This is a genomic window from Chryseobacterium sp. 2P (genome assembly GCF_059579425.1).
Genome location: NZ_CM184194.1, coordinates 4397461 through 4414468 on the forward strand (window position 1 = coordinate 4397461; position 17008 = coordinate 4414468).

Below are 17008 nucleotides of genomic sequence, written 5' to 3' on the forward strand. Positions count from 1 at the left end.
TTTTTTTAAAAAGCTTTAATTAATCTGTTCCCATTGATTATTAATACTCTGCAACCAAAGCACAGAGTTTGCAGCAATAGTTGAAGTACTTCCTCCAGAAATATTATTATAAGCTGATATCGAGGGGGTATTCGTAGTCGGATTTTTAATGATGTACATTCTGCCGTTACATAAACTTGCAGAAGGAAGACTTATGTTATGATTTCCTCCCAAAATGACAGTGAAGTTTAATTCGGTTAATGTTAAGGATGCGGTAGTAGTAACAATCGGTAAAGAAAGTGATCCTGAAATCTGCAGTGTTGAATTAGGAACGCTTCCAGCCATATTAATTCCCACCCGGACTGTATTATCCAATCCTGTACCCTGCAGACGAAGCATTTCGATATAGGTCTGAGAGGTATAGTTGTATTTATAAAAAAGGTAAGGTTCATCGCCGTCATCTCCTACCAGAAAATCAAATCGTCCATTTTCTGATGATCCATTACTTCCAAGTTCAAAAAAATCGCTGGAAGCAGCAGATCCTCTCATTCTAAAATTACCGTTGCTGTCTGTAAAGAAAACAGGTTTATAGATGGCAGCGTTATCTGCCTGAAATTGCAGGGCAGAATTTCCTGATGTCCCTCTCATATACATAGTAGATGCAGTTGTAGAGTTATAAGGGCTGGGTTTTGAGCTTTCCGTAAGCCCTAAAGTCTGCCTTGTTCCCAATTCTAGCATTTCGGTATTGTTGGAACGCAGCTGTAAACGCACATCATTCGTTGTACCTAACAAACTGCTTGCCGAAGCATTCGTATTACCAGTGAGGAACCAATTGTTAGTGGCTGCATCTGTGGAAGGCACCCACGTATTTGTCGTACTGTTCCAGCTTAAAACCTGACCGTTAGTCGCTCCCATCTGTCCCAGAGAATATGGGCTAGATGATGTTCCGTTACCGGAAAATATGGCTGCAGTAAAAACCGGACTTAATGCATTCACGGTACCGTTTCTTAAACCTATATAGATCTGGCCATCATCAGTTGCTTTGTACAGGTTACCTTCTGCTGCATTAGATACAGTAGAAGCGGATGCTATACTTTCCTGTCCAAAAGAAAAGATATTGATACAAATGACAAAAACAGCAGAATAAATTCCTTTCATTTTTATTAATTTATACGTTGCCAGTTAGTTCCATCACTCTGAAGCCATAAAATAGAGTTTGCCGTAAGTGCTGTTACAGCAGTTCCTGACAAGTTTCTGTATGAAGAAATTGCCGGAGTATTAGCCGTAGGATTCTTTATTACATACATCCTTCCCGTACAGGTATTTGCTGCAGGTAAAGTTATGGCGTGGTTTCCTCCGATAATTACTGTAAAGTGACTTTCAGTAAGTGTTAAAGCCGCTGTAGTTGTAATTGTTGACGTGGATAATGATCCGTTGTTCTGTAAAGTGGAATTGGCTAAAGCACCGGTATTTATTCCTACTCTTACATTGGTATTGAGACCATTCCCTGATAAGCGCATTAACTCAACCGTAGTGGCTGTAGCGCCATTGTATTTATTAAAAACAAAAGGCTCATCTCCATCATCCCCGATTATAAAATCGAATCTTCCGGCATTGGATGCTCCGCTGCTTCCCATTTCAAAGAAATCAGTTCCGGCTGAAGAGCCTCTTAGTCTGAAGTTTCCGCTGCTGTCTGTATAAAAAACAGGCTTGTAAAAACTCGCACCTCCTGCTTCAAACTGTAGCGCCGAATTCCCTCCTGTTCCGCGAACATACATCACCGATGCATCTGGTTGATTATAGGGATAAAGACCTGTACTGCTGGAATCATACAGCCCTAAAGTCTGTCTTCGCCCTACTTCCAGCATAGGGGTATTGTTTGATGCCAACTGAAGTTTTACGTCGTTAGTAGTCCCCAGAAAATTACTGGAAGTTGTATTGGCATTTCCGGTAATCAGCCAGTTAGATGCAGCTGCCGGTGTTGCAGGTTTCCAGCTGTTAAGGGTAGAATCCCAAGTCATCACCTGTTGGTTGGCAGCTCCGTTTTGAGCCAGTTTAAGAGGATTCGCTGCCGTACCTGCTCCCGAAAGTGTCACATTATCTACAACGATATTCCCTCCCACTAATTTAAGAGTTCCGTTTCGCAGACCTATATAAATCTGCCCATCATCTGTTGCTTTATATAAATTCCCTTCGGCTGCTGTTGCAAATCCTGTTGCCGTTGGTATAGTCTCCTGAGCAAAAGAATCAATAGCCGCGAAATTTAGTATGATAAGAAATATTTTGCCTAAGTTTAAAATTTTCATTTTTAAAGAATTACAGTTTTTCTACAATTAAAGATGAACCATTAGCAACCAGCTGAAGGGTTCTGTTCGTGGTGTTCCAAACCTTTCCCTGCACTCTTAAAATATCATTAGCATTAAGACTCAGTATTTTCGTTACTGTTACAGAACCTCTTGGGTCTGCACTGTTCCTATGAAACGTGAAGCCTGAAGTTCCTGCAACATCGGTTCCGTTTACCTGAAGTTTGTACTCTCCGGTAGCCTGAGAATTTGTAGTGACGGATGCAGATATACGATAAGTTACCCTGTACTTTCCTGCATTGGTAATCGTAATTGTTCCTGAGCCCGCAGTATAACCACTGTCTACAACTCCGGCGGTGGTTATTAACATCGTTGTAAATCCGGCTGCTGTAGCAAAAGTCTGTGTTCCTGCCGCATCATATATTTCTGCTACACTTGAAGTAAAGGGTGTAGACCAGCTTAAGGCACTTCCTGTTCCGTTTGATGTTAGGACCTGCCCTGCCGTTCCGGGTAAAAGAGTTTGGTAAACAGTTCCGTCTCCCTGCAAAACAGCGCCGACAGCGGGTACAGATGTATTTCCTGTACCTCCATTGGATGGTTTTAAGGTTCCGGCCAAAGTAACAGCTCCTGACGTTGAAGTGGAAGGAGTTAATCCTGTAGTTCCTGCACTGAAGCTGCTTACATTTGAAGGGACACTTATAGTACCGTCTGGCGCTACATTTAATCCGCTACCTACTTTTACTCCTCCGACAGAAGAAGCTGTAGCCGGATTTAATGTAATTGTATTAGCCGTATTGGTAAGCCCCGTTGAGAAAGTTAAAGCATTCTGCTTATTATTAAAGATATTCCAATCAGCAGATGATAAATAGCCATTAGCCGAAGATCCTGCCTGAGAAATTGAGAATACACCCGTTAAATTATTATAAGCTAACGGTGATGCTGCCGAAAAATTTGATAAAGTTAATGATGCTCCTCCTAACTGTTTCCAGGCTGTGCCGTCCCAGAATATAAATCCCGGAACCAGACTTCCGTCATTTGCAGTTAAATAAACCAATTGGCTGTTTGTAGTACCGGATGCATTGGAAACCTGATTTACCCGAGGAATTACGATTCCATCTTTAGGGTCTACAGCTCCTCCTGAATTTTTTCCTACTATTTCTAAAGTTGCTTTTGGTGTTGTTGTGTTGATACCCACCTGAGAATATGATACGCTACTACATAGGAGTAATAATACCTGGATTATTAGATAATTATTTTTCATTTAGTGTTTTTTTATTTTTCAGGAATGATCTTCTTCCCGAAAAACAAATATAAAAGAATTTTTGTAAAAGTTAAATCAATTTTCAGCAAAAATTTTCCTTTTTAACTCATTAAATTCTTTTTACACCTCTACTCTTTAATATTGATAATAAAAATGTTAGAGTAAAAAAATATTTAAAGCAATAACTTTTCACAAATCCCAACTTACACATTTTAATAATTTAGAGGAGACAAAAAATTATAGAGAATCTGCGATGCGCCTGTTTGTTTAGGATTAAAATAAATTAAGGCGTTAAACATATTTCTTTCCCAATTAAATTAAGTTGTCCCAAAGCAATCTATACAAAGTAGAATATCCTTGAATAAGCTAAGCTATTTAGTTATGCATCAGCATTCAAAAGAAATCTAACACAGACATTGAAGAATATTTAATACAACAGACGTATAAATAAAGATTTTTAACCCTCAAATCATATACCATAATAAAAATCTAGGACTTTAAGATTTTTTGGCTAAATTTACACTACGACCGGACAGATAAAAACACACTTCCAATTACACCTTTGATGAAAGATACGTAAATATACACAAGCCCTTATCATTGAGTGAGTTTGGAGTATAAAAACAAAAAACTCAAATGAAAAGAATTTTATTAGTAGATGATCATAGTATTGTAAGGCAGGGAATGAAGTATGTCATTAAAAGCATCATAGCACAAGCTGAAATCTTTAATGCTGATGACGTTAAATCTGCTATAGAGCTTATTAAAACTTCGGCTGTAGATTTCATATTTCTGGATATTAGCTTTCCTGATCAAAATATATCTACAACAACTGTAGAATTGATGAAACACATTTTACCCAATGCTAAGATTACAATTTTTTCTGCAATGGATGAGGAAATATATGCATCAAGATTTATAAAAGCGGGAGCCGATGGGTTTATCAACAAACTATCCAGCGATGAAGAACTTTTTTTTGCCTTAGATTACTTTTTTAAAAATGGAAGATACATTAGTGAGAATATCAAAAGTAAAATAATAGACGATTATTTAAACAAAAAGACCAGCAGTCAGATATCCCTTCTTTCCGATAAAGAATTAGAAGTATCCCAGTTTATCATTAAGGGATACTCTACTTCCAGTATAGCAAAAACAATGAATCTGAAAAAATCCACTATAAGCACATACAAAAAGAGAATATACGAGAAGCTTGAAATAAGCAATATTGCAGAACTGTTCGAAATATTTTCAATTATATAACGTCAGCCATATTTTTACTTCCAATCCGCCGCCCAATCTGTTTTTGAGTTTCATTTTAACTCCTGTTTTTTTAACTATTTCTGTAATGATTTTATAACCAATACCCTTAGAACTATCTACATCGGTATTCTGATAATTGTTTATTCTGCCAAGTTTTTCAGGATTCATCCCGTTTCCTGTATCCTGTATAAAAACAATTATATTTTGTTCTTTCTGATATGCAGAAATAGTTACCGTACCAATAGAAGTATATTTAACAGCATTATCTATCAGGTTATGAAAAAGCATCTCCAATAAAGCCTTGTTATTATTGAAAACAATGTTTTCGTCTACATTATTAATGAGATCTATATTCTTCTTTGCAGCAAGATTACGGAAAATCATGATTTTCTCATGGATAAGCTGCCTAAGATTGATCGTTTCCCTGTATTCATCATCCGTTAAAAATAATTTGGTATAATCCAGACTATTTAAAACAAAATGATACAGCTCTTCCGTGGTCTCCTGCGTGGAAATTAATGATTCTTTAATCTCCATATCATCTGTAGTCGAAATCAGACTTTTCAGGTTTAAATTAATAAACCTCAGAGGACTCTTAATATCATGGCAGATAAGGCGGGTTAGTTTTTCCTGATTTTCCAGCTTTATCTTTAATTTTTCTTTGGACTTCTGTAATTTATCCAGCAGAATGACCAGATCTTTTGTATGATTTTCTATTTCTATTCTTAGCTTTTCCTTTTCTCTTTCAATGTAAAAATTTCTTATCTTAATAAGGAAAAAAACCATTAAGATGAAAAGTATAAAAAAAGCAACTTTGAAGATCCCGGTTTCCCAAATTTCAGGTTTTTTATAAGGATCTACATTCCCATCCTGAAAATCTGCAAATAAATTATTTAGAGCTTCATCAAAAAATATATTATTTTCAAATAAGGTAAAAGGATCAAAGACATCCGTTCTTCTATGAATATTATTTACTTCTCTTTGGAAAAGCCGTCCATTATCTGAAATATAGCATTCCAAATTCTTTTTTTTCTGCTGAGAAAAAAAAAGGGAAAAGAAAAAGATAAAAAGAACAGCAAATTTTTTCATATCATTTACTACAAAAATATAAAATAGTTGCAGAAACTATATATAAAAAATTCTACAAAAAGAAGTAGAAAAAATTCTACACGCAAAGCTTTTATAAGTTCTTTATTTTATCCGTTTAAAAAAGTTTAACGAAGTCTGAATAATCAGAATCGTACAATAAATAAATCTCTTATTATAAAAACTATTTTTTTTCAACCTGCCATTTTCTGCCAATTAAAAATTCAGCAAAACGGGAATTATAAGAGGGTAAGAAAGTTCTGCACAGCTTGAGAACAGGAGGAATTTTCGGTTTTTAATACCTCAAAAAATATAATAATGAAAAGAGATTTATTTCGTTTTATTTTTATTTTACGGTTATTTTTTGTAGAAATAGTTCTACAAAAAGAAACTTATTTATTCTACACAATCTGTTTTTATTACAGCATATTTTTGTACAAAGCTTCACTACGTGTGTAAATTGATAATTAATAAGATATTTTTTAAAAACACTGCCTTTTTATTAAAAGTAGTGCTTTTATTATTAATTATTAATTCATCTTTTTCATTTTCTCAAGTAAAATTTGTAAATGCTGCTACATCTGATGATTCAGAAGCAAATACAACCCAGACCTACATTTATAATAAAGATCTTATTGTTGTAACAGGGGATGCAGTAATTTATGAAAAAACGAACGAAGAAGAAATAACCATAAGCAAATCCGCTAATCCGGAAAAAAAAGCGACTAAGAATAGATCCGGAAAAAACAAGCTGATAAGCAAGAAAAAAAACACTAAAAAAGATTCCGGACAATGCATCGCCAAAAGCAATTGTAACTACACCCCTCATCAGGACCAGAATAATTCCACAATAAAAAATAAAGGAGGCAGTTCTCTGGCTTCTGTAGACAATAAAACTCAAAAAGAGATTATCTTCCATTTTGGATCTTCCCCTTTTTTGGGAAGACTGTGGAGAGTTCATAAAAAGTTTTACCATTACAAATTTTATAATTCGAGTTTAAAAATTTGTAAAAACTCTTCAAGAGCTCCGCCATTTGCTGTTTGATTATCCAATGGCTTTGATTTTGGGCCATCAGACTATTTTGAATATTCAAATAAAGCATACAACCTATTTTAATTTTACTAAAATGAAGATATCATCTACCATTATATTTTTATTTTTTGCCTCTGCAATCAGTGCACAGACAGGAAATATCGGAGTAAATACTACTACTCCTCAAAAAACCTTACACGTTAACGGTTCTCTACAAGTTACAAACGAAATAAATGTAGGGGGCAATTCCTCTACAGCAGGAAGTGCCGGTACAGCAGGACAGGTTCTTACCTCTGGCGGAGCCGGAACAGCTCCCACTTGGGCAACAGTTCCTGGAGCCGGTTCTACAACCAACACACTTACCAATACTACCAATACTATTACCAGCACAGTAAATGGATTAGTTGCAACTGCACCCGCAGTAAATACTGTAGCTAACACTACCGTACTTACAGGAAATAACAACAGCTTGGTAACTACGGTAAACGGAGTCGCGAGTACTTCTGTAAACGTCCCTAACCTTTACACTGCAAACGGAACTCTTACTGCAAACAGAACGGTAACACAGGGAGCTAATACACTCGCATTTACCTCAACAGCAACGAATGGATTCTCAGTAGACGGCACCACATTTTCTGTAGATGCGGCCAATCATGAAGTGGGGATAGGTACAGCAGCGCCCAATACCAATGCGGTATTAGATCTTACTTCTACTACAAAAGGGTTATTAATCCCAAGACTTACATTATCAGCTCTTAACAGTGCGTCTCCGCTTTCTGCGAATGTAGCAGGAATGGAAGTCTATAATACCACTACGAATACTGCCACTTCCGGACAGGAAGTATACCCTGGAGAATATGTAAATAACGGGACCACTTGGGGAAGAACTTTAAATTCCGGTGATGTTAATGTTATTGCAGGAGCAGATGGCACAGACGCCATTGCCACTACATCAACGATTACGGTTCCGGCAGCAGGAGCTGTAAATACAGCCATCTATACCAACACATTTACCCTTACTAAACCTTCTTTAGTTACTTTCAGTGCAAGTGTTTCATTCAGAATGCTTAGCAATACTACCGATACCACAGTATCTAAATTATATCGTTCATTTTGGGAGTTCACATCGCTTCCGGCGGGCTCTACACTGGCAACGGCAACACCATACGGACCAAGTAGTGCATTATATTTTGGAGCGACAAATGCCACATCAGGAATTTTTGAACTTACCCCTAGTGTAACTCTGAGACTCATTGCAGGAACTTATACAGTACAATTAACGGGAAGAGCGGCAGAACCTACATCAGGAACCGGCTTTACCGCAAATTTTGGAGCCGGAAGCAATGATAACGTAAGCATAACAGCGGTACCTATAAAATAATCGTATCTAATTTAGGTTATCTACCATAAATAATAGAATACGATAACCGTAACTTCTATGTCTTACTAAAATCTAAAGAAATGAAAAAGATAATTATAGCATATACTTGTGTTCTCGGAACATTCATATATGCACAGACAGGAAATGTAGGCGTGAATACAACCACCCCTCAAAAAAACCTCCATGTTAATGGTTCTCTGCAGGTCACAAACGAAATTAATGTAGGAGGTAATGCCTCAACAGCCGGAAGTGCGGGAACAGCAGGGCAGGTTCTTACCTCTGGCGGAGCCGGAACGGCTCCCAGCTGGACAACAGTTTCAATTACGCCAATTACCACGAATACCCTTACTAATACTACCAATACTATTACAAGTACAGTAAATGGAACAGCTGCTACTGCACCCTCAGTAAATACCGTAGCTAACACCACAGTACTTACGGGAAATAATAACAGCTTGGTAACTACAGTAAACGGAGTCGCGAGTACTTCTGTAAATGTCTCTAATCTTTATACTGCGAACGGAACCCTTACTGCAAACAGAACGGTAACACAGGGAGCTAATACACTGGCATTTACCCCGACAGCGACCAATGGATTCTCAGTAGATGGCACCACATTTTCTGTGGATGCAGCCAATCATGAAGTGGGGATAGGTACAGCAGCACCCAACACTAATGCAGCATTAGATGTTAATTCTACCAGCAAAGGACTGCTGCTCCCAAGAGTAACATTATCCGCAACCAACAACGCCTCTCCGCTCTCTGCCCATGTAGCGGGAATGGAAGTCTATAATACTGCTACGAATACGTCCACTACGGGACAGGAAGTATATCCCGGAAAATATGTAAATGATGGTACTGCGTGGAGAAGACCTTTAAATATCAATGATATAAACATTGTTGCAGGAGCAGATGGTACAGATGCCATGGCTACTACCGCCACGATTACAGTTCCGGCAGGAGGAAGCGTGAATACCACTCTATACACTGCTACATTTACCCTTACGAAGCCTTCTTTGGTTACTTTTAAAGCCAGTGTAGGGTGTGGTATGACTGGAACCCCGGCTAATGATACTGCAGTTTCTAAACTTTACCGTTCTTATTGGCAATTTACATCTCTTCCTGCGGGATCCACACTGGCAACCAGCACCCCTTATGGTCCCAGCAGCGGATTGTTTCGTGGAACTACATTTGCAATTTCAGGAGTTTTTAACATGACCCCCAATGTCGCCTTAGCATTAATTCCGGGAACTTACACAGTACAGTTGGTAGGAAGGCTTACAGATGCTACAGGAGGAACAGGTTTTACGGCTACTTTAGGTAGTTCTGCTAATGATAACTTAAGTATTACAGCACTACCTTTAAGATAATACAGAGGTACAGCCAATAAATATAATAGTAAGACACAATGTTTCTCGCTATTATAGGCTGCCATCCCGTCTTCAGGATGTTTGGAATAAATATATCTGCGGTTTCTTTTGAAACCTGAAAAACAGATCTTATATTCTTATCATCCTGAAGACTTTTTTATGGGATAAAGGATTTCAGAAGCAGATAAAAACAATCTGAGTATCTTTCAGCAATCCTAACGCTTAATTTTAACACATAGTTTAAGTTTTTTAAGCAAAAAATTATTTTTCAAGCTCAAAAATAGAAATAGCCGATAATGTGATTTGACTCCATTTTTTATATTAAAATTTCGAGCTTTTTTCGGTATTAGTCTTTAAACATTCTGTTATAAAATCAGGATTCAAAACATTCTGCATACTATATTCTTTCTGAATTTCATTCTATTCCAGACTTTCATTTTTTCCACAATATTCGCGCCCATATCAAATGATTTATTCAGATACAAATCTTTTAAGCATCTTCAATATTACATCATATAATGTGTTCATGCATTAATTTTCTGCCACTCTTAGTATACAGCTGACTACTTTTAAGCATAATTCTATTGTTGTCATTTTCCAAAACAAATCCGGATTTGCTTGTTTATTTTTCGATTAATAAAAGCCCTCCTATTATTATTCATTTAGCCCAAAATTCATAAAAACACGTCAAGTTTTGGCGTTGTCAGTGTATAGCTTTGTATTTCAAAATCATAAAAAATATTTAATAATGGATAAAGCAACTTTACAGAGAATTGAAAAACTTCACCCTTATGTAAGAGAGGAAGTAAAGAAGATAATCGATGAATGCGACAAAGCATTAACAGGCAGAGCAAAAGTACGAATTACACAAGGTTTAAGGAGCTTTGAAGAACAGGAAAAACTTTATGCCATCGGAAGAATTACTTCAGGAAAAAAAGTAACCAATGCGAAGGCAGGACAAAGCATCCATAATTACGGATTGGCTGTAGATATATGCCTGGTAATTGACGGAACAACGGCAAGTTGGGATACCGCCAAAGACTGGGATAATGATCAGGTTGCCGATTGGTACGAGTGTGTAAAAATTTTCGCAAAGTACGGATGGGACTGGGGCGGAAACTGGAAAACCTTTAAAGATCTTCCGCATTTTGAAAAGAAAAATATTGTAACAAAGAAAGGATTAATAAAATCATCCTGGAGAACGCTTTCTAAAATGCCCAGAGATAAAGAAAACTACGTTATACTTTAATTCTCATTTATTTGAAAATTATTTTTAATACGTCAAGTTTTGTCGCTTCCCCGATCTATCTTTGCTTCAGTAAGATAACACTAAGACAATCATCATATCAAGCTAAAACCAATAGTTATTTCTCCTGAATCTATTGGTTTTACTTGTCTAAAATTGTTAAATGTTTCTTCAAAAAAGAGAAAAATCATATGAAAAAAACAACCATTCTTTCTTTGGACGGAGGCGGAATCAGAGGAATTATCACCTGCATTATTCTGCGTTACATAGAAGAGCAGCTTCAGATTCATGACAAGCCAAGCGCCAGACTTGGTGATTATTTCGATTTTGTTGCGGGAAGCAGCACCGGCGGACTGATTGCTTCTATTATTCTTTGTCCCGATGAACACCGGAAAGCAAAATATTCTATCCAAAAAGGATTAGAATTATATGCTGAAAAAGGTGGTGACATATTTCAGGTTTCTTTTTGGGAACGTTTGGTAAATCCTTTCGGACTTCTGAACGAAAAAATTTCTCAGGAAGCACTTGAAAAAAACCTGAATGATTTTTTTGGAAATTTAGAATTAAAAGAATTAATAAAACCTTGTTTAATAACCAGTTACGATATAGAAAACCGAAGAGCAAAACTATTCAATTCGTGGAAAGCCAGTTTAAGTACAGATAATTTTTATGTAAAAGACGTATGCAGAGCTACTTCTGCGGCTCCGACGTATTTCAGCCCGGTTCAGATAAAATCGATGTACGGGCAAATTTTCAGCTTAATTGATGGTGGAATGTTTGCTAATAATCCGGCTTTGTGCGCCTACGCAGAAGCAAGAAAAATTCCGTTTGCGGAAGTTCTGAAAAATCATCAGAAAGCCAATCATCCAAGCGTAAATGATATGATTGTTATTTCTATTGGAACGGGGATCGAAGCGAGATCATATTCTTTTAAAAAACTGGAAAAATCCGGAAAAATAGGTTGGGTAAATCCGATAATCGATATTTTGATGTCTGCCAACGCAGAAACAGTAGACTATCAGCTTTGTCAGATGTTCCAGACTTTAGGACTGAGAAATCAGAAAAATTATTACAGACTTAATCCTTCTTTAAAAAACGCTTCTCCTGCGATGGATAATGTAAAGAGATCTAATATCGAAAATCTGATACAAGCAGGATTAAGCTATATTGATGATAACAGAGAGATCTTAAATCAAATTGTTCAAAAACTAATTAAAAACAAAATATAAGCTATATACCTTATAAAATACAGATATAAGCTTTTTTAATTATATTTAAATAATAATTAATCATGAAAACAATATTCACATTTATTATTCTCAATATCCTTTCTTTCATTACAGGCTGTTTTATTTTTTATTTTTTGTTAGACTACTTCAATCCTCCGGTCACAAAAGATGGACATCCATATATGCCGATTGAAAATGTAATATGTTCGGTAATCGCTGCTTTTGTTTTTACTATTCTGTTTTTTGTATTTATTAGAAAATATATTTCAGAAAATTTTTAATTTTTTAGAAAATAATTAAAAATACGTCGAGTTTTGACGCTTTGGGTAAATATCTTTACCTCAGAAATTAAAAACAATAATCTAAAAACTTACAACGATGAATATTTTAATACAAAAAGAATATTAATAATTACACTTTCAGTTCTGAAAGGATGATCTTCAGAATTCTTTCTCTTTAATCTATCCGGCCTTTTTTACTACAAAGAATCATTCAGTTTTCTCACTGGATAGGATAAGATTATGTTCAAAATAAGATTAGTTTGCTAGCACTAACTATATTTCAATTATTATTAACATTTTAAAACCATTCACAAATTATGGCAAATTTAGTACAAGAATTAAACAGTTTAGATTTTAGTGTTTACATTGGTGGTCCTTTGCAGGCTGCAGTAAAAGCACAACACGACGCTTCGATTTCCCAGGTTAATTTCATTAAAGAAGTAGGCTTTACCCCTGCGGTTCCCGCTGCAGGAAGTACTCCCGCAATACCCTCTCAGTTGAGATATGTAGATTTTAATTATGAAAAATCTCTACCCAATCCGGATTATGGTAAAACACTTCAGGACCTGAAAGACGCAGGAAGAGTAGAAGCTTCTGCAACCGCTATACCTGCTACCATTAATGTATCTCAACAATTTCTAAAATCAGCCGTAAATCTAAAAGTTCCTTTCCTTACGATGCTTACGATTCCGGCTTTGAGAATTGATGAAGTAACTATTGATTTTAATGCGAAATTGAATTCAGTAGAAACGCAAAATGTATCTAGCGAATTCTCAGGAAACGCTTCTATCAGTGCAAAATTCTGGAAAGTAAAATTCAATGCATCCGCTTCTTACAAGAAGACGACTTCAAGTACTTCAACTACAGAAAGAACATACACTTTGGGTGTACATGTAAGAGCTGTAAACGATGAACTGCCTGCTGGTCTTTCAAGAATTATGGATATGCTGGAAGACAGTATTGCCGCTGTTTAATTTAAATTTCAGGGTGGTTGCTTTGGCAGCCATCCTTTTGCTTCATTTTTTTTAATACTAAAAACTAACTTATTATGCCGACATTAAAAGAATATTTAGGCGGAATTGTATCAGAAATTACCGCAGCCAGAAAAATGGCAGATATACAAACATTAGAGATTGCGAAAGAATATGCTCAGGACGATTTGCTAAAACATTTCTCTGTTCCAAGAATGAAGGTAGGAACAGTAGAACTTACAGTTCCTTTTGCAAAAGCACCGGCATCACCGGTTTTATCTTTCGCTGAGTTTACCTATGACGAAATTTTAAAAGCAGCCAAAACAGATTACGATCCTTCTGATACAGACAGTGATAAAGAGCTCAAGGCACTTCTTAGTGATAAGCAGGTTCAGTATAATAGCGCCATTGCAGAAATGAAACGAGAAAATATTACTGATGTCACTCAAGCTCACATGAAGTATTTTAACAGTATCCCTAAGTATATTATAGAGCTTTGTACTTCACTTCCAAACTTCAAATGGAAATTGGTAAATCCTGATCAACTGCAGGAAAGGCTTTATTCCCGAATGTTTCAGGAAGCAAAAAAAGCGATAGAAGACAAACCGAATAACCCCAACGAGGTAATTGTAGAAGCAAGTAAACTGATGGATTTGGATCCCAAATGTATCATTATAGCGAAAATGAGTGTCACCGAATCCGGAATGGAATGGTCCAGACATGAAGATATTGACGGTAACATAGTCGAAACATTAATTCCTGAATAAATATGAAAAAATCACAATTTATTTTGATCAAACAACTGAAAGAGAAATTGCTCCAGTTTCCTTCTATTGTTTCGAAACTGGAAAAGAAAGATCCTTATTTTATCGACTCGTTATTGGTCTGGCTGAAATCTGCTGAAGATATCTTTTCTTCTTATAACATTAGTGCTGTTTCCGAGCTGGCAGGTTTCAGGGCAAAAATTCTCGCTGCAAGAATAGGTAACGAAAGAGGAGGCAATATTAAAAAAAAACAAATTAAAGCAGCTTCAGATATTCTGTATGATCTGCAAAGTACGGTATTAACAGTATTAATGCCTTTTGAAAAGAAAATAGACGACTGTCGTGAACTTATAAAACAGCTGCTTACACTTCTAAAACAAAAGGGAACAATACATTACAATCCTCAGGTTTCTTTTGAAGTATTTGTTAATAGTGTATGGCAGACCATACTTATCGATAATGAACTGAGCTTAGGAGCCATCAAATTAAAATCTATACTGTCTGAAACAGACATTATTATGGTTGTTGGCGATGAGATCGAAATAACGGAATTTATGTGACACTATTTTTGCGCATTATCTATTGCAGAAAATAACTCAATATTTGGGTTATTTTTTTTCATCAGAAATAAATTTTTAAATATTAAAAAAATACGTCAAGTTTTGACGTTCACCATGTCTACATTTGAAGTATAAAACAAAACACAAAGTATCATTTAAAAAAATAAATTCTCACTCAACGTATCTATGCTGAACAGCCCAAAATGTATTCAATTTTTTAATGCCAAACACCAAAACAAAATGAAAACACAACATCATTACTCAGACATTATTTTCGACAGAAACCGCTACACTATTGAATGGAGCGATATTGAAAATGCCGAAACAGATTACGACAATTATCTTAATGACATTAAAACGTCTTCCGACGGAGTTTTAAAAATGATGACATTCAAAAATATATATATCAATTAAATTTTAAACATATCAAGTTCTGCTGCTGTTCAGCAGTCTCTTATACCACCATTTCTGTTTCGTTTTTCTAAATTCAATATTCTTAAAATGCTGAACAGCCGGAACTTTGTTTAAAAAATACCACCAAATTAATACGCAAAAATTACATATATTATGATAACAAAAGAAGCACTAAAACTCTACTTTGAAAAGGGAGATTACCCTACACAAAATCAGTTCTGGGAATGGATGGATTCGTATTGGCATAAGGAAGAAAAAATACCACAGGATTCTGTTGAAACATTTGAAAAAGTGATTCCGCTTTTTGACGGAGATAATTTAATTGGATCCGGGATTAAACTGATAATACCATCCAATACAAAGAAGATTTTTGTGGCTGCATACTCGTATGAAGGATTTAACTATCAAATAAGAGAGGTCATTTTTAATGAAGGTTTAGAAGAAATCGGGCAATATGCTTTTAGCAATCAGAACATTAAAGTTATTAAAACTCCCTCTACATTAAAACTCATTGGATCTAATGCTTTTGATAGTCAATCCAATACAAGAGGAACAGGGGTTTTAGAAAAAATCATACTCAATGAAGGTCTTATAAGGATTGAAGATTCTGCCTTCTTGAATTATAAAGCGGCAGTTAATGATCTGTATATTCCAAACACAGTACAATCAGTAGGAAAAAATGCTTTTTTAATTCCTTCATTACAAGCGGTGTCTGCTCCTGCAGGGTTAGATCTTAGTGCTTCGGGAATTCCTGCAACAGCAGTGATTACGTACAGATAAAAAATAATCTTATAACAAATATCACGAAACTCATATCAATTCTAAAAATAATCTTTAAAAAAATTAAAACACGACAAGTTTTGTCGCTTTAACCTCATATATTTGTGGTAGAAGCTTTTAACAATGAAAAAAGATTTTTATCTCACAAGGTACGCCTTAATTATTAAAAGACTGGAAGGTTCTCCAGCGACTTATTCTCAATTGGAAGAATACCTTCTTAATTCCTTCGAATTTCAGGATGCGGGGATTAAAAGCTACTCTATCCGTACACTGCAACGAGATATCCGGGAAATTTCAGATCTTTTCAATCTTTCTATTCATAACAAAAAGAAAGGTGATAACCGGTATTATATCGAGAGCCGCCCGATTATGGAAGTGGATGAATATAATCAAAAATTACTGGAGTCTTTTCAGGTAAGCAACGCCCTGAATCTTCATCCTGATTTTTCAAATCTTATCTTTTTTGAAAGCAGAAAACCAACTGGCGTTGAGCATTTTTATGACCTTTTCTTTGCCATCCGTAATAAAAGAATTGTTTCTTTTGAACATTACAACTACAAAAATAAACTGATGACTTCAAGAAAAGTCCATCCGCTGGCTTTAAAAGAATCCAAAGGAAGGTGGTATCTTATCGCTATCGACACAAAAGATAAAATGCTGAAATCTTTCGGATTAGACAGAATTAATTATCTGGATGTTTCTAAAAATACTTTCAGAGAGAAATACAAATACAATTTCAGAGAACATTTTAAAAATGCTTTTGGAGTGATGAATCTTACGGAACAGAATCCACAGAAAATTGCCTTGAAGTGCAGCAGACATCAGGGAGAATATATCAGAAGTTTTCCGCTTCATCAGTCTCAGAAAGAAACCAAAGAAACACCGGAAGAAATATTTTTTGAGTTTTTCCTGCATCCTACGTACGATTTTTTGCAGGAAATTCTCTCCTTCGGAAAAGAAGTTCAGGTACTGGAACCTAAAGTTTTAGTTGACGATATCCGCAAACATCTGCAGGAATCCTTAAACAGGTATCTTGAAAGCTAAAAAACTTATTAAATTGATCCATTTTTTTGATTACATTTACATAAAT

Annotated in this window: 17 protein-coding genes; 13 read left to right on the top strand and 4 right to left on the bottom strand. The window is 35.7% G+C overall.

Translation table 11 applies throughout. The annotated features are described in order from the left end of the window. Nucleotides 1–15: 15 nt before the first annotated feature. Genes AC52CF_RS20120 through AC52CF_RS20130 form a run of 3 tightly spaced genes read right to left on the bottom strand, consistent with a single transcriptional unit; the run spans nucleotide 16 to nucleotide 3543 of the window. Nucleotides 16–1137, bottom strand: coding sequence for a hypothetical protein (locus tag AC52CF_RS20120; RefSeq protein ID WP_214588094.1), 1122 nt, complete (start codon nucleotides 1135–1137; stop codon nucleotides 16–18). A 5-nt stretch (nucleotides 1138–1142) separates the two neighbouring features. After that, nucleotides 1143–2285: a hypothetical protein gene (locus AC52CF_RS20125; protein ID WP_290264349.1), complete on the bottom strand. Its 1143-nt coding sequence runs from the start codon at nucleotides 2283–2285 to the stop codon at nucleotides 1143–1145. Nucleotides 2286–2295: 10 nt separating this feature from the next. After that, nucleotides 2296–3543: a phage tail-like protein gene (locus AC52CF_RS20130; protein WP_290264348.1), complete on the bottom strand. Its 1248-nt coding sequence runs from the start codon at nucleotides 3541–3543 to the stop codon at nucleotides 2296–2298. 636 nt (nucleotides 3544–4179) lie between these two features. Between AC52CF_RS20130 and AC52CF_RS20135 the strand changes: the two genes are divergently transcribed. After that, nucleotides 4180–4803, top strand: a complete 624-nt coding sequence (locus tag AC52CF_RS20135; protein ID WP_214588088.1) for a response regulator — start codon at nucleotides 4180–4182, stop codon at nucleotides 4801–4803. On the opposite strand, the gene AC52CF_RS20140 is transcribed toward AC52CF_RS20135, so the two are convergent. Then, complete coding sequence (locus AC52CF_RS20140; protein WP_214588086.1) at nucleotides 4792–5823, bottom strand: sensor histidine kinase; 1032 nt, start codon at nucleotides 5821–5823, stop codon at nucleotides 4792–4794. The genes AC52CF_RS20135 and AC52CF_RS20140 overlap by 12 nt on opposite strands. A 577-nt stretch (nucleotides 5824–6400) precedes the next feature. Here AC52CF_RS20140 and AC52CF_RS20145 point away from each other — a divergent pair. From AC52CF_RS20145 to AC52CF_RS20200, 12 genes are all read left to right on the top strand, one after another. Continuing rightward, complete coding sequence (locus tag AC52CF_RS20145) at nucleotides 6401–6934, top strand: hypothetical protein (protein WP_214588084.1); 534 nt, start codon at nucleotides 6401–6403, stop codon at nucleotides 6932–6934. Between the two features lie 82 nt (nucleotides 6935–7016). Continuing rightward, nucleotides 7017–8303, top strand: coding sequence for a phage tail-like protein (locus AC52CF_RS20150; protein ID WP_214588082.1), 1287 nt, complete (start codon nucleotides 7017–7019; stop codon nucleotides 8301–8303). Nucleotides 8304–8383: 80 nt separating this feature from the next. Further along, nucleotides 8384–9673, top strand: coding sequence for a phage tail-like protein (locus AC52CF_RS20155; protein ID WP_214588080.1), 1290 nt, complete (start codon nucleotides 8384–8386; stop codon nucleotides 9671–9673). Between the two features lie 748 nt (nucleotides 9674–10421). Then, entirely contained in the window at nucleotides 10422–10922 is a 501-nt protein-coding gene (locus tag AC52CF_RS20160) for a M15 family metallopeptidase (protein WP_375191115.1), read from the top strand. A 188-nt stretch (nucleotides 10923–11110) separates the two neighbouring features. Further along, nucleotides 11111–12148 carry a patatin-like phospholipase family protein gene (locus tag AC52CF_RS20165; RefSeq protein ID WP_214588076.1) on the top strand — a complete coding sequence of 346 codons (1038 nt, stop codon included), beginning with the start codon at nucleotides 11111–11113 and terminating at the stop codon, nucleotides 12146–12148. A 62-nt stretch (nucleotides 12149–12210) separates the two neighbouring features. Continuing rightward, complete coding sequence (locus tag AC52CF_RS20170) at nucleotides 12211–12429, top strand: hypothetical protein (RefSeq protein ID WP_375191116.1); 219 nt, start codon at nucleotides 12211–12213, stop codon at nucleotides 12427–12429. Between the two features lie 317 nt (nucleotides 12430–12746). After that, a complete protein-coding gene (locus AC52CF_RS20175) occupies nucleotides 12747–13403 on the top strand; it encodes a DUF2589 domain-containing protein (RefSeq protein WP_214588074.1) in 657 nt (218 codons plus the stop codon). 74 nt (nucleotides 13404–13477) lie between these two features. Next, complete coding sequence (locus AC52CF_RS20180) at nucleotides 13478–14167, top strand: hypothetical protein (protein ID WP_214588072.1); 690 nt, start codon at nucleotides 13478–13480, stop codon at nucleotides 14165–14167. 2 nt (nucleotides 14168–14169) lie between these two features. Beyond that, nucleotides 14170–14724 carry a hypothetical protein gene (locus tag AC52CF_RS20185; RefSeq protein WP_214588070.1) on the top strand — a complete coding sequence of 185 codons (555 nt, stop codon included), beginning with the start codon at nucleotides 14170–14172 and terminating at the stop codon, nucleotides 14722–14724. Nucleotides 14725–14964: 240 nt separating this feature from the next. After that, on the top strand, nucleotides 14965–15138 hold the full coding sequence (locus AC52CF_RS20190) for a hypothetical protein (protein ID WP_214588068.1): 174 nt from the start codon (nucleotides 14965–14967) through the stop codon (nucleotides 15136–15138). Nucleotides 15139–15291: 153 nt separating this feature from the next. After that, nucleotides 15292–15918, top strand: coding sequence for a leucine-rich repeat domain-containing protein (locus tag AC52CF_RS20195; RefSeq protein ID WP_214588066.1), 627 nt, complete (start codon nucleotides 15292–15294; stop codon nucleotides 15916–15918). 123 nt (nucleotides 15919–16041) lie between these two features. Beyond that, nucleotides 16042–16962, top strand: coding sequence for a helix-turn-helix transcriptional regulator (locus AC52CF_RS20200; protein ID WP_214588064.1), 921 nt, complete (start codon nucleotides 16042–16044; stop codon nucleotides 16960–16962). The last annotated feature ends 46 nt before the right edge of the window (nucleotides 16963–17008 follow it).